We start from the raw sequence: 13152 nt of genomic DNA, 5'->3' as shown, positions 1-13152 counted from the left end.
CGGCCCGTTTTTTTAAGCTAGGGAACTACTACTACAAGTTATGGAACTTATATTAATATCCACTGCGTTTATCGCAGGATTTATTGCTTTAAAGTGTCACCTTCCCCCATTGGTTGGCTTTTTGGTCGCAGGCTTTGGGCTCTTTGCTCTGGGTTTTGAAACCAATGACACCATCATTACCTTGGCTGACCTTGGTGTTACCCTACTTCTATTTACGATTGGCTTAAAGCTCGATATCAAAACCCTACTCTCTAAAGAGATCTGGGCTGGCGCAACAATCCACAACCTTTTATCTACTCTGTTTTTTGCCGTCGCGCTGTTTGGTTTTAAATTCCTAGGTATTTCATCGCTTGCAGCTATGTCGATGGAACAGATCGTCCTTCTCGGTTTTGCCCTCTCATTCTCTAGCACTGTATTCGCGGTCAAATCTCTGCAAGAAAAAGGGGAAATGAATGCAACCTATGGCACGCTAGCGATTGGCATTCTGGTCATGCAAGACATCTTTGCCGTGGTATTTTTAACCGCATCGACAGGCAAGATCCCAGAATGGTACGCCATCGCACTGTTCGCTTTGCCATTCTGTCGTCCGTTGTTCTACAAAGTCCTCGATTGGGTTGGTCACGGCGAGATGTTGGTGCTGTTCGGCATTTTCTTCGCATTGGTCGTCGGTGCAGGCTTGTTCCAATTTGTAGGGGTTAAACCCGACCTAGGCGCTCTGATCTTAGGTATGTTGCTAGCAGGTCACCCAAAAGCTTCAGAGCTGTCGAAATCGCTGTTTAACCTCAAAGAGCTTTTCCTTGTCTGCTTCTTTTTGAATATTGGATTATCCGAGCAACCGACTATTCAAGGCTTTATGCTCGCCATTTTATTCTTGTTGTTGCTGCCAGTGAAAGGCGTGCTTTACTTCTTGGTACTCAATCGCTTCAAATTCCGTGTTCGGACCTCTCTACTCGCCTCTCTATCATTGTTTAACTACAGTGAATTTGGCCTCATCGTTGGCGGCCTTGCCTTTAAGATGGGTTGGATGTCTGGTGACATCTTGGTTGCAGTAGCGATTGCAGTGTCACTCTCGTTCTTAATCGCAGCGCCTCTAAACAAAGCGGGCCACAAACTTTATCAACAATCGGGTAAGTGGCTAAAAGAGCACGCTGCTGAGAAGCTCCACCAACGCGACAAACGAATTGATCCAGGTCGTGCTCAAGTGCTTATTCTTGGTATGGGCCGTATTGGTACTGGTGCATACGACGAGCTACGTTCACGCTACGGTAAAGTGAGTTTAGGTGTCGAAGTTCGCGAAGACGCGGCACATAACCACAGAAGCCATGGAAGAAACGTTATTTCTGGCGATGCCACTGACCCAGATTTCTGGGAGCGTATCTTAGATACAGCAAACGTGAAGTTAGTGATCTTGGCTATGCCTCACCACCAAGGTAATCAAACCGCTTTAGAGCAATTAAAGTCGCGTAACTTTAAAGGCCAAATTGCCGCGATTGCTGAATACCCAGATCAACTAGAAACATTAAAAGAAAACGGTGTCGATGCTGCTTTTAACATTTATAGCGAAGCCGGTAGCGGTTTTGCTCGCCACGTTTGTGAGCAGCTAAACCCAAACATCAGTAAAATCTAGTCCTAAACATTTGCTGATTAACCTCTCAAAATTGCTGTTCTTTTGCTCTTTTGAGAGGTTTTTGTTTAAAAAACCAACCGTAATTAGACACCACTCACCAAAACAACCTTAAAATTAGATAATTTCTAACAGAAGTCCCTTTATATTATTTTTTTGCTCACATTCGGTTGCTTTTTTTAGCCAGAATGGCAAATTGAATACAGTTGATTTAGAAATTATTTAAAAGGAAGTTCTATGTGTTCAGTATTTGGCATTCTCGACATTAAAAGTGATGCCGCAGCACTTCGCCCTATTGCTTTAGAAATGTCTAAAAAGCTTCGTCACCGTGGCCCAGATTGGTCTGGTATCTATGCCGGTGAAAAAGCCATTCTTGCTCACGAGCGTTTGGCTATCGTTGGTCTTAACAGTGGTGCACAACCACTATACAGCCAAGATAAAAAGCACATTCTTGCGGTGAACGGCGAAATTTATAACCACAAAGAACTTCGTGCACGCTATGAAGATAAGTACCAGTTCCAGACTGATTCTGACTGTGAAGTTATCCTAGCTCTATACCAAGAAATGGGCGCGGACCTTCTAGAAGAACTTAACGGTATTTTCGCATTCGTTTTATACGACGAAGAGAAAGACGAGTACCTAGTCGGCCGCGACCATATTGGTATCATTCCGCTTTACCAAGGCTACGATGCACACGGTAACTACTACGTTGCTTCAGAGATGAAAGCACTCGTTGAAGTATGTAAGACTATTAGCGAGTTCCCTCCTGGTAGTTTCTACTCTTCGAAAGATGCAGAGCCTCAACGTTACTACATCCGCGATTGGAACGAATACGCTGCGGTACAAGGTAACAGCACAAGTAAAGAAGAACTAACTGAAGCGCTAGAAGCTGCAGTTAAACGCCAACTAATGACTGATGTGCCTTATGGTGTACTTCTATCTGGTGGTCTTGATTCTTCGATCACTTCAGCAGTCGCTAAACGTTTTGCTGCAATGCGTATCGAAGATGATGAGCAATCAGAAGCTTGGTGGCCACAACTACACTCATTCGCAGTAGGTCTAGAAAATGCGCCTGATCTGATTGCTGCTCGTGAAGTCGCTGATAAAATCGGTACAGTACACCACGAGATGACTTACACCATTCAGGAAGGCCTAGACGCAATCCGTGATGTTATTTACCACATTGAAACTTATGATGTAACGACCATCCGTGCTTCAACGCCGATGTACTTGCTTGCTCGTAAGATCAAGGCAATGGGTATCAAAATGGTACTGTCTGGTGAGGGCGCTGATGAAATCTTCGGTGGTTACCTGTACTTCCACAAAGCACCAAACGCGAAAGAGTTCCACGAAGAAACGGTGCGTAAACTTCTTGCTCTAAGCATGTTTGATTGTGCTCGTGCGAACAAATCACTAGCGGCATGGGGTGTAGAAGGCCGAGTACCATTCTTGGACAAAGAGTTTATCGATGTCGCTATGCGTCTGAACCCTGAAGACAAGATGTGTGGCAACGGTAAGATGGAAAAACACATCCTACGTGAGTGTTTTGAAGACTACCTGCCAGATTCAATCGCATGGCGCCAAAAAGAGCAGTTCTCTGATGGTGTTGGCTACGACTGGATTGACACATTGAAAGCAACGGCTGAAGAAAAAGTAACGGATCAACAAATGGAAGCTGCTAAGTTCCGTTTCCCTTACAACACGCCAACAACCAAAGAAGGTTATGCTTACCGTGAAATCTTTGAGGAGCTATTCCCTCTAGAGTCAGCGGCAGAGTGTGTACCTGGTGGACCTTCAGTTGCTTGTTCATCAGCGAAAGCGATTGAGTGGGATGAGTCATTCAAAAACTGTGTCGACCCATCAGGTCGTGCAGTACAAGCCGTTCACAACGATGCCTACAACGCTTAACGCGTTTTGAACAAACCTTATTAAAGACTAAAAAAGGCGCATGATGCGCCTTTTTTTTTAAGCCTGTTTTTTTGCTTTGTATTGCTGCATTTATGCGTGAGCTTGTAGTGCTTCATTTTCAATACTGATCGGAACCACTTGGCTGATCATTTTTACTAGCATAATAGATCGAGCTTCACCATCTTTCTGATGGAAAATAGCCTCAACCCCAGCAAACTGGCCACTTTGAATCTTAACCACCTGCCCAGATTCAAACTCAACACAACAATCTTCAACTTCGTTAGTGCAGTACTTCTCGAACTCTTTGAGTTCAAAAACCAAGTCTCCTTGAACCTCATGTGGTCTTGCACCGAACTTAATAAAATCCACAACGCCACGGGTCGAACGAACTGTCGTAAAGCTAGGGCCTTGCTCATAATCAAAGCGAACAAAAATGTAAGACGGGAACAGTGGTTCTTTGACCTGTTTCTCTTTCCCTCTCACTACCTTTTCGACTTCTATTTGAGGGTAAAAGCACTCTACCCCCTGATTTTCTAGGTGCTGTTGAGCGCGTTTTTGATCACCACGCTTACAGTAAAGTAAATACCAACGTTTCATTTAACTAGCCATTTTCTATTTTTAGATATTTTACCACATGCCTAAAACGGTTGAATCGCCATTAATAAAATGAATCGTTACGAGCAAGAAATATTGCGTAGTAGACCAATTTATCAACAAAAAGTTATAGGAGCTGAACTTGGTTAAGCATTGTACAGAGATCATTTAGAGATAAAAAGGCTCATTGTTGTAAGCATATGTACGCCACCTGTAATGAGGATTCCATCCTATTTAACCTAAAACCAATACACCAGATAAATGCATCTAAGCATTTTTATTCAATGCTGCTTTAAAAAAGCTCATTTACCAACCAGCTCAAATCTGGAAAGTTAGTTTGCAGCACACTCCAAATGGTCAACATCAAAAACAAAGAGTTTTAATATCAATAACTTAACAAAACTCAGTTATCGTAACCATAAAATACACCTATTGCAGATTTTTATCCTACTGTGTATACATGAGTAACTATAAAATCTTTTAATACCTAAAATTAGTAAAACTTATGCCAAGCAATCACAACATCTTTGGCCACCCCAGAGGCCTATTTCTACTCTTTAGCACCGAGCTATGGGAACGTTTCTCCTATTATGCAATGCGTGCAATTCTTGTTTTATTTCTTACCGATACCACTATCAATGGTGGTCTTGGTTGGTCAACAAAAGATGCCCTCGATCTTTATGGTATCTACACAGGTTTAGTCTATATCACACCATTGATTGGTGGCTGGATTGCCGATAACTACCTAGGACAACGTAAATCGATTCTGATCGGTGGCCTATTAATGGCACTAGGTCAATTTACACTGGCTTTACCTAACGGCTTTATTGGCTTAGACCAAGTGAACGCTCTTTACCTTGGTTTAGCACTGCTTATCAGTGGTAATGGTATGTTTAAACCAAACATCTCGACCATGGTTGGCGACCTATACCAAGAAGGCGATAATCGACGTGACGGCGCTTTCACCATTTTCTACATGGGCATCAACTTAGGTGCACTACTGGGTGGCTTAATTTCAGGTGCTGCAGTCGAATCTTTCGGCTGGAAAGCAGGCTTCCTAGCCGCCGGTATTGGTATGGTTATTAGCTTGATCATGCAAATGACAATGGCTCAATCTTGGTTAGGTAACATTGGTTCAGTGCCAGCGGCTGCGAGAGCAAGGGCATTGAACAAATCTAAAGAGAAAACACCACTGACTAAAGAAGAGTTCGACAGACTAAAAGTTATTCTGGTTATGGGTCTGTTCGTGATTGTTTTCTGGGCAGGCTTTGAGCAAGCTGGCGGTCTGATGAACATCTACACTCAACAATATACTGACCGTATGGTTGGTGGTTTTGAAGTTCCGGCTGCATGGTTCCAATCTCTCAACCCATTCTTTATCATTACTCTCGCACCTATCATTGCGGCATTTTGGGTCAAGCTTGGTAAGCGCGAACCAAACTCTCCAGTGAAATTTGCGATGGCTTTATTCTTCTTAGCTCTAGGTTTTGTCTGCATGATGGGCGCAGTAATGGAGCAAGGCGGCGACCTAACAGTGAAAACATCAATGCTATGGCTTGTGGGTGCTTTCTTCTTCCACACCCTTGGTGAGCTTTGTCTATCTCCTATTGGCCTGTCGTTGGTCACTAAGTTAGCTCCGCTTCGTCTAGCATCGTTAATGATGGGTGCATGGTTTGGTTTCAACGCTATTGCAAACTACGTAGCTGGCCTTGTGGGTTCACACGTTGGTGAGCTTGGCGCAATGTCTATCTTCAGTGGCATTGCGATTACCGCAACGATTAGTGGCATATTACTGCTGCTATGCGCTGGTAAACTCGTATCATGGATGCACGGTGTAGAAACCAACATGATGCTTGAATCAGAACCAAAAGCAGACCAAGCTACAGAAACTTCTGTTGCTTAATGTCTAAATCTGTTTAAGTAAGAAATATCAAGATCAAAAAAGGGCAGCTCAATGAGCTGCCCTTTTTATTGATTGTAAAATCTACACAGCAGTTAGCGATAAAGCGCCACTAGCTCAGCCATCATATCGATATGCGAGTCTCTGTCGTTCAGGCACATGATATAACTAAAACCAGATCCACCAGCATCAATGAACGTATCTTTACACTGGTCTGAAATCTCTTCTAACGTTTCCAAGCAATCCACAGAGAATGCAGGCGCCATAATATCGATCTTCTTGATACCTTTGCCTGGAAGCGTTTCAAGCGTCTCATCAGTATAAGGCTTTAACCACTCCTCGCGGCCAAATCGAGATTGATATGTCATGGTGATATCTTCCGAAGATAACCCTAACTCAGCGGCAAGCAGTTTGGTTGTCGCTTCACAATGTTTAGGGTAGATATCGCCTTCATCGGCTAACCTTTTAGGGATGCCGTGGAATGAACAAACCAAGTGATCACCCCTACCATTCTCTTCCCAATGGCTGCGAACACTTTCGGCCAGTGCTTTCGCATAGCTGGGGTGAGAGTAATAGTCTCGAATAAAACGATAGCTTGGGATAACCGGCATTTGTTTGAAGGCTTTGGTTAAACCATCAGAAACGGCCGCTGTCGTTGTACCGGAGTATTGAGGATACAAAGGCAATACGATAATGTCTTCAACGCCCTGTTCCATCAACTGCTCAACACCCGTTTTAAGGCTTGGGTTACCATAGGTCATCCCCAAAGCAACAGGCATCTGTAATTTTGCTTGTAGCTTTTCGGCTTGTCTCTGCGAGTAAACAAGTAATGGTGAGCCTTCATCCATCCAAACAGACTGATAAAGCTTAGCCACTTTAGGTGCTCGGATCGGTAAAATCACCCCATGTAAAATAGGACACCAAAGCCAGCGAGTTAGGTTTACCACTCGTTTGTCGTGTAAAAATTCACTTAAAAATCGGCGAACGCCAGCCGGAGTTGCGGTATCTGGTGTTCCTAGGTTGACCAGTAAAACGCCCTGCTTTTTATTATTTTCCATAGCTACCTGAGACCAATGTGTGATTTTCCGGAACGTAATATACTAATCGGCATCAGTTTAAGATCATTGTTACGCAACTAAATTTAAGAATAATCGTTCTTAATCTGGGTTACCGCAACATCACTTTGATCGTTAGCCGCGCGAATCTAAGCCGTACCGCGGAAACAGTGCTCAATCGAGTTTATCTAGATTAGTATATTATTAAAAATTGAAACAAAAAAAGCGACCTTAAAGGTCGCTTCCAATATATCAAATTCTAAAACTGGCTGTTAGCCAATTATGCTAGTGCTTTCTCAAGTTCTGCACTAACTTCAGCAACTTGCTTAGTACCATCAAATTTAAGGTACTTAGTGTTGCCTGCTTCAGCTTCTTTACCGTAGTAAGAGATAAGCGGAGCTGTTTGGTCGTGGTATACGCCTAGACGTGCACGAACTGTTTCTTCTTTGTCGTCATCACGTACAACAAGCTCTTCGCCAGTGATGTCATCTTTACCTTCTTCTTTAGGTGGGTTGTACACATTGTGGTATGTACGACCAGAAGGAAGGTGAGCACGACGGCCAGCCATACGCTCAACAATCACATCGTCAGCTACGTCGAATTCAACAACGTAATCAACAGCGATGCCCATTTCTTTTAGGCCATCAGCTTGAGGGATTGTGCGTGGGAAACCGTCTAGTAGGAAACCTTTCTCACAGTCATCTTGAGCGATACGCTCTTTGATAAGACCAAGGATAATTTCATCAGAAACTAGCTGACCCGCGTCGATTACTGATTTAGCTTGCTTACCAAGCTCAGTACCCGCTTTGATAGCAGCACGTAGCATGTCACCAGTTGAAATTTGAGGGATACCAAATTTGTTCATGATGAAGTTAGCTTGAGTACCTTTACCCGCGCCAGGAGCACCTAGAAGAATGATGCGCATGTTTAATCCTCTTATAAAAATTATGATTTATACCGAAGCTCACTATCCCGCCTTTCTGGTTCAATTTAAGTCAAACAAGAGAGGTTAGGTAACAACTGAGGCTAAGCACAACTGTAAACAGAAGCAAAACGGTAAGTTTCGGTATAACGTTTAAAAATCATACAGCTGGAGATGATAGGTTCATAGTCCCAGCTGATTAGGTCGAGCATTCTATCACATTAATATTCAATTTGGCTGAAATTAAGACTAAAGAATGTATCGATAGCGTTTGCGTTCGTCTTGTTAGCGATTTTAGCTACATTTCGATGAAGTTAAGCGACGTTCATAAAAAAAGCCCGCATTCGCGAGCTTTTATTCGTAATTATGGGCTTAGCCCAAAGTCGAAAGACTAACGTTTTGTCAGTAGTTCGTTAATTGCACCTAAGAATTGTGACGGATCTTCCATTGAGCCTTTTTCAGCCAGCATAGCTTGGCCAAGTAGTAACTCAACCCAACGGCCGAATGCTTGCTCATCCGCTTCATCAGCCATTTGTTTCACCAGTGCGTGCTCAGGGTTAATCTCAAAGATGTACTTCACCTCAGGAGCAGCTTGACCCGCAGCTTCTAGAAGTTTAGCCATTTGAGTACCCATCTCGAAATCATCGGTAACAACAACAGCAGGTGTAGTTGCTAGCTTAAATGTCGTGCGAACCTCTTTAACACGATCACCTAGGTAAGATTGAGTGCGCTCAACAACAGATTTGAACTCTTCTTCTGCCTCTTTTTGCTTCTCTTTCTCTTCTTCGCCTTCGAACTTGCTTAGGTCTAACCCCGCTTTGGTAATCGATTGGAACTGCTTACCATCAAAATCAGTCAGGTAGTTCATTACGTACTCATCAATACGATCGTACATTAGAACCACTTCGATACCTTTTGCTTTGAACTGCTCCAAATGCGGGCTGTTCTTAGCGGCAGTGTAGTTATCTGCTGTTAGGTAATAAATCTTATCTTGACCTTCCTTCATACGTTCAACGTAAGACACTAGGCTGATAGCTTGGTCAGCAGAGTCAACTTCCGTTGATGAGAAGCGAAGTAAACCAGCGATTTTTTCTTTGTTCGCCATGTCTTCCGCTGGGCCTTCTTTCAGTACCAGGCCGAACTCTTTCCAGAACTCTAGGTATTTATCATTGTCATTCTTCGCCATGCGCTCAAGCATAGTCAGAACACGTTTGGTACATGCGCTACGAAGAGACTGAGTTACCTTATTATCTTGCAGGATTTCACGAGACACGTTGAGTGGTAGATCGTTTGAGTCAATCAAGCCGCGAACGAAACGCATGTAAGATGGCATGAACTGCTCTGCATCATCCATGATGAATACTCGCTGTACATAAAGCTTAAGGCCGCTCTTATGGTCACGGTTCATCATGTCCCAAGGAGCTTTAGCTGGGATGTAAAGGAGGCTGGTGTAGTCGTTCTTACCTTCAACTTTATTGTGGCTCCACGTTAGTGGATCAGCAAAGTCGTGAGATACGTGCTTGTAAAACTCTTGGTACTCTTCTTTCTCGATATCAGACTTGTTACGAGTCCAAAGTGCTTGAGCCTTGTTAATCTGTTCCCAATGTTTCTCTTCGGTGTCTTTACCTTCGTCATCTTTAACCGCAGTTAAGATTGAAACAGGGATACCGATGTGATCAGAGTATTTACCAATGACTTCACGCAGACGCCATTCATTTAGGAATTCTTTACCGTCTTCGCGCATATGAAGAATGATATCAGTACCACGAGACTCTTTAGTGATGTCTTCGATGGTGTAATCACCTTCCCCCGCAGAGTGCCACTGAACAGCTTCATTACTCGCTAGACCTGCTGCACGTGTGCGAACCGTTACCGTGTCTGCAACGATGAATGCAGAATAGAAACCAACACCAAATTGACCAATCAATTGAGAGTCTTTGCTTTGGTCTTCAGACAGCTTTGAGAAAAAGTCTGCAGTACCCGATTTAGCAATCGTACCTAAATGCTCAATAACGTTGTCGCGGCTCATGCCGATGCCGTTATCAGAAATCGTTAAAGTATTCGTTTCAGCGCTAAAAGATAATTTTACGCCCAGGTCTGCATCACCTTGGTAAAGGTCACCGTTTGACAAGGCTTGGAAACGAAGCTTATCAGCTGCGTCAGATGCGTTAGAGATCAGCTCACGTAGGAAGATTTCTTTATTTGAATACAGTGAGTGAATCATTAGGTGAAGTAGTTGTTTTACTTCAGATTGAAAGCCACGAGTCTCTTTATTTTGCGTTGCTGTTTCGCTCATTTTTACTCCAAAACATCTATACTTTATGTTGAATAACCATAGGGGCGTAACACTTGATGCCTCTCTTATGTTCATTAACATGAGGATGACAAATGTAAATTCAAGGTCAAAAATCATAAAAACACTGTTTTTTTGATCTGTTTTTATTATCCTTGAGTCTGATAAATATAAAAGAACATAAAAGAAGCCATGATTTGGTGAAGAATTAACGGAACTTCACCTGAGATTTGTCTATTTCGCACTCAAAATCATCCAAAATAGAAGAATTCAATGAGCAATATCGGCACAAAGTTTATTCTCGCACAGCGGTTCGTATTCGACCCAAATAGCAATTCACTTGTTGACCAAATGAGCGACGGCGAAGTCGTGCGCCTTGGCAGCAATGAAAGCCGCATTCTCCTGATGCTGTCAGAAAGACCCAATGAAGTTATCACTCGTAATGAATTGCACGAGTATGTTTGGCGAGATCAAGGCTTTGAGGTTGATGACTCAAGCTTAACGCAAGCAGTATCTACCCTGAGAAAAATGCTCAAGGACTCGACTAAATCTCCAGAATTCGTAAAAACGGTACCTAAACGCGGTTACCAATTTATTGCATCCGTTGAACGCTCTGCACCACTGTCATCAAATGATCAGCCAGCAGCGGCTGAAATTTCAGAAAGTGACGTAGAACCTATCTTAACGTTTGCAACGCCTGCAACGCCTGCAACGCCTGCAACGCCTGCAACGACCGAAGAAACAATTACTGAAGCCGTCGAGCCCGAGTCAATTACAAAGTTTCAAGAAACCAAAGTTGAAGTGGAACCAACAACACCAACTGCAACCCCGATAAAAAGCACCAATAAGTGGTTAACGTTTTCGTTATTGCTTGTAACTTTCATCATGCCAATTCTGGTTTTAACGTTTACTAACCCAGCCGAGTCCGAGTTCAGAACACTGGCTGAAGTGGATGGTGTAAAGATTCAAACTCCAATTAATCACCCTGATCTCAGCAGTTGGCTACCAGCGATAGAGAAGTGTGTATTGCGCTACAACACTAATCACACTGGTATGCTGAAGCCGACAGAGGTGATTGCAACGGGTGGACAAACCAACAACCTAGCCCTCAACTACATTCACCCGCAAGATTACTCTAGTGAAAATGTAACCCTAAGAATTTACGCAAACCAGTCGGATGTAAACGACATTTGTAACGGTGGTCAGTAACATGAAATTAAAAGTATCGATTATTTTACTGGTTCTATCTGCATTTTTAAGTGGTTGGTTATATTGGGGCAGCGATGCAAAAGTAGAGCGTTTGCTCACTCAGCATGAATGGCAATCGAAAATGGTGACTCTGATTAGCGATAACAAGCAAGCTGATTCAATCGGCCCGCTTCGTAAAGTTGAATTGTCATCGAATGCGAAATACCTACCCAATGGTACGTACCTGAGAATGTCAGTGGTTAGGCTGTACAGCACTCAAACTGCACCTGCGAATGTGATCAACATATCCGAGACAGGTCAGTGGGATATTAACGATAACTATTTACTGATTTTGCCAACGGAGTTTAAAGATGTAACTTCTGCTGAGCGCCAAGACTTTTCGGAAGAGCAACTCGAACTGATCACTCAGGTTATTAAAATGGATGCGGAGCAAAGCCGACGCATAGATATCGTTAACCCGAAAGCACTGTTACTAACTAGCTTGAACCATGGTTCTACCGTGTTGTTTTCAAACTAAAACTGGTTCAAGCTAAAACTCGGCAGTTGTTTAATTTATATCAATAGCTGAATAGCATTAAACGGTATATCAATAGAAAGGGGCGTGGTGCCCCTTTTTTGTTCACCGTTGGCATAAAACTACTGGTATAGAATTTAAAGGGATTAACTATGAATACGGAATCGAATCAGCCCAATCCAGCGCAAGCGAAAGAAACCGCAACGAAAGCAGTAATCTCAATACACTATTGCCGTCAATGCAATTGGATGCTTCGTTCTAGTTGGTTATGCCAAGAGTTGCTACACACCTTCAGCGAAGAGGTTGAACAAGTGAGCTTACACCCAGACACCGGAGGTAGGTTCGAAATCTTCTGTAATGGCGTGCAAATTTGGGAAAGAAAAGCAGACGGTGGTTTTCCAGAGGCGAAAGTGCTGAAGCAAAGAGTGCGAAACATCATTGCTCCAGACAGAGATCTCGGCCACGTAGATTCAAAGTAAGCCTTTTCGCAGAAGTGATCAATTCAGCTCCGTCACTCTATGTAATGTTGATGGAACTGACTACGAGAATACTTATAGTTGGCCGCTCACAAGTTCATCCCCTTCAAGGCTAATTACTTTGAACGTATTGTTTTCATATACACCGTAGCTAGGCGCGTGGCCATCTCTTGGGAATGTCACCGAGCTAGGGTTAAAGATAAAGATATCATCTTGGTATTCGGCAACTGGAATATGAGTATGGCCATGCGCAATAACATCGCCCGCTTTCAGTGTTGGTCGTTTATTGGTGTTGTACAAATGACCATGGGTTAGAAAGATACGCTGACCCGATTCCAATAACACCCATGAGTAATCCATCATCATTGGAAAAGACAACAGCATTTGATCCACTTCACTGTCGCAGTTACCACGAACGGCAATGATCTCTTGAGAAAACGCATTCAACTTCTCTGCAACCGCCGGCGGATTGTACCCTTCAGGAATCGGGTTTCTTGGACCATGATTCAGAATGTCACCCAAAAGCACTAAATATTGGGCACCAGACGCTCGGTACAGTTCTAATACTTTTTCTGTAGCGGGTAGCGAACCATGTAGGTCTGAAGCAAAAAATAATTTCACACGTACTTCTCCATAAAATTTATGAGTCTATTGTAC

At 43.2% G+C, this 13152-nt stretch carries 11 protein-coding genes; 6 read left to right on the top strand and 5 right to left on the bottom strand.

Going from position 1 to position 13152, the window contains the following annotated elements; translation table 11 throughout:
• Positions 1-40 precede the first annotated feature (40 nt).
• Both BCU75_RS23780 and asnB read left to right on the top strand, forming a co-directional pair.
• A complete protein-coding gene (locus BCU75_RS23780; protein WP_102475268.1) occupies positions 41-1627 on the top strand; it encodes a cation:proton antiporter family protein in 1587 nt (528 codons plus the stop codon).
• 234 nt (positions 1628-1861) lie between these two features.
• Positions 1862-3532 carry an asparagine synthase B gene (gene asnB / locus BCU75_RS23775; RefSeq protein ID WP_076674330.1) on the top strand — a complete coding sequence of 557 codons (1671 nt, stop codon included), beginning with the start codon at positions 1862-1864 and terminating at the stop codon, positions 3530-3532.
• 90 nt (positions 3533-3622) lie between these two features.
• Here the strand turns inward: asnB and rfaH are convergent, their stop codons facing one another.
• Positions 3623-4129, bottom strand: coding sequence for a transcription/translation regulatory transformer protein RfaH (rfaH, locus tag BCU75_RS23770; RefSeq protein WP_076674329.1), 507 nt, complete (start codon positions 4127-4129; stop codon positions 3623-3625).
• Between the two features lie 502 nt (positions 4130-4631).
• On the opposite strand from rfaH, the gene BCU75_RS23765 reads away from it, so the two are divergent.
• Positions 4632-6029 carry a peptide MFS transporter gene (locus tag BCU75_RS23765; protein WP_076674327.1) on the top strand — a complete coding sequence of 466 codons (1398 nt, stop codon included), beginning with the start codon at positions 4632-4634 and terminating at the stop codon, positions 6027-6029.
• Positions 6030-6121: 92 nt separating this feature from the next.
• On the opposite strand, the gene hemH is transcribed toward BCU75_RS23765, so the two are convergent.
• The 3 genes from hemH to htpG all read right to left on the bottom strand — a co-directional run bounded on the left by hemH (position 6122) and on the right by htpG (position 10299).
• Positions 6122-7084 (bottom strand): ferrochelatase, encoded by a 963-nt coding sequence (gene hemH, locus BCU75_RS23760; RefSeq protein ID WP_102475267.1) that lies wholly within the window; start codon positions 7082-7084, stop codon positions 6122-6124.
• Between the two features lie 277 nt (positions 7085-7361).
• Positions 7362-8006 carry an adenylate kinase gene (gene adk / locus BCU75_RS23755; RefSeq protein ID WP_009847341.1) on the bottom strand — a complete coding sequence of 215 codons (645 nt, stop codon included), beginning with the start codon at positions 8004-8006 and terminating at the stop codon, positions 7362-7364.
• A gap of 388 nt (positions 8007-8394) precedes the next feature.
• Entirely contained in the window at positions 8395-10299 is a 1905-nt protein-coding gene (htpG, locus tag BCU75_RS23750; RefSeq protein WP_102475266.1) for a molecular chaperone HtpG, read from the bottom strand.
• Positions 10300-10569: 270 nt separating this feature from the next.
• On the opposite strand from htpG, the gene BCU75_RS23745 reads away from it, so the two are divergent.
• The 3 genes from BCU75_RS23745 to BCU75_RS23735 all read left to right on the top strand — a co-directional run bounded on the left by BCU75_RS23745 (position 10570) and on the right by BCU75_RS23735 (position 12498).
• Positions 10570-11505, top strand: a complete 936-nt coding sequence (locus BCU75_RS23745; RefSeq protein ID WP_102475265.1) for a winged helix-turn-helix domain-containing protein — start codon at positions 10570-10572, stop codon at positions 11503-11505.
• Position 11506: 1 nt separating this feature from the next.
• Positions 11507-12022: a regulatory protein ToxS gene (locus BCU75_RS23740; protein ID WP_076674321.1), complete on the top strand. Its 516-nt coding sequence runs from the start codon at positions 11507-11509 to the stop codon at positions 12020-12022.
• A 149-nt stretch (positions 12023-12171) separates the two neighbouring features.
• Positions 12172-12498, top strand: a complete 327-nt coding sequence (locus tag BCU75_RS23735) for a SelT/SelW/SelH family protein (RefSeq protein ID WP_076674319.1) — start codon at positions 12172-12174, stop codon at positions 12496-12498.
• Positions 12499-12570: 72 nt separating this feature from the next.
• Here the strand turns inward: BCU75_RS23735 and yfcE are convergent, their stop codons facing one another.
• Positions 12571-13116, bottom strand: a complete 546-nt coding sequence (gene yfcE, locus BCU75_RS23730; RefSeq protein WP_076674318.1) for a phosphodiesterase — start codon at positions 13114-13116, stop codon at positions 12571-12573.
• Positions 13117-13152: the final 36 nt, after the last annotated feature.

The sequence above is a fragment of the Vibrio splendidus genome, from assembly GCF_002873455.1.
Lineage (GTDB): Bacteria > Pseudomonadota > Gammaproteobacteria > Enterobacterales > Vibrionaceae > Vibrio > Vibrio splendidus_J.
Note: the sequence above shows the minus strand (reverse complement) of the source record. Positions and strands in the feature narration are given on the sequence as shown.

Bases quoted from the DNA above. Each gene is read 5' to 3' on its own strand.
- BCU75_RS23780 (WP_102475268.1), top strand. From the start codon at position 41: ATGGAACTTATATTAATATCCACTGCGTTTATCGCAGGATTTATTGCT.
- htpG (WP_102475266.1), bottom strand. From the start codon at position 10,299: ATGAGCGAAACAGCAACGCAAAATAAAGAGACTCGTGGCTTTCAATCT.
- BCU75_RS23740 (WP_076674321.1), top strand. From the start codon at position 11,507: ATGAAATTAAAAGTATCGATTATTTTACTGGTTCTATCTGCATTTTTA.
- hemH (WP_102475267.1), bottom strand. From the start codon at position 7,084: ATGGAAAATAATAAAAAGCAGGGCGTTTTACTGGTCAACCTAGGAACA.
- asnB (WP_076674330.1), top strand. From the start codon at position 1,862: ATGTGTTCAGTATTTGGCATTCTCGACATTAAAAGTGATGCCGCAGCA.
- BCU75_RS23745 (WP_102475265.1), top strand. From the start codon at position 10,570: ATGAGCAATATCGGCACAAAGTTTATTCTCGCACAGCGGTTCGTATTC.
- rfaH (WP_076674329.1), bottom strand. From the start codon at position 4,129: ATGAAACGTTGGTATTTACTTTACTGTAAGCGTGGTGATCAAAAACGC.
- BCU75_RS23765 (WP_076674327.1), top strand. From the start codon at position 4,632: ATGCCAAGCAATCACAACATCTTTGGCCACCCCAGAGGCCTATTTCTA.
- BCU75_RS23735 (WP_076674319.1), top strand. From the start codon at position 12,172: ATGAATACGGAATCGAATCAGCCCAATCCAGCGCAAGCGAAAGAAACC.
- adk (WP_009847341.1), bottom strand. From the start codon at position 8,006: ATGCGCATCATTCTTCTAGGTGCTCCTGGCGCGGGTAAAGGTACTCAA.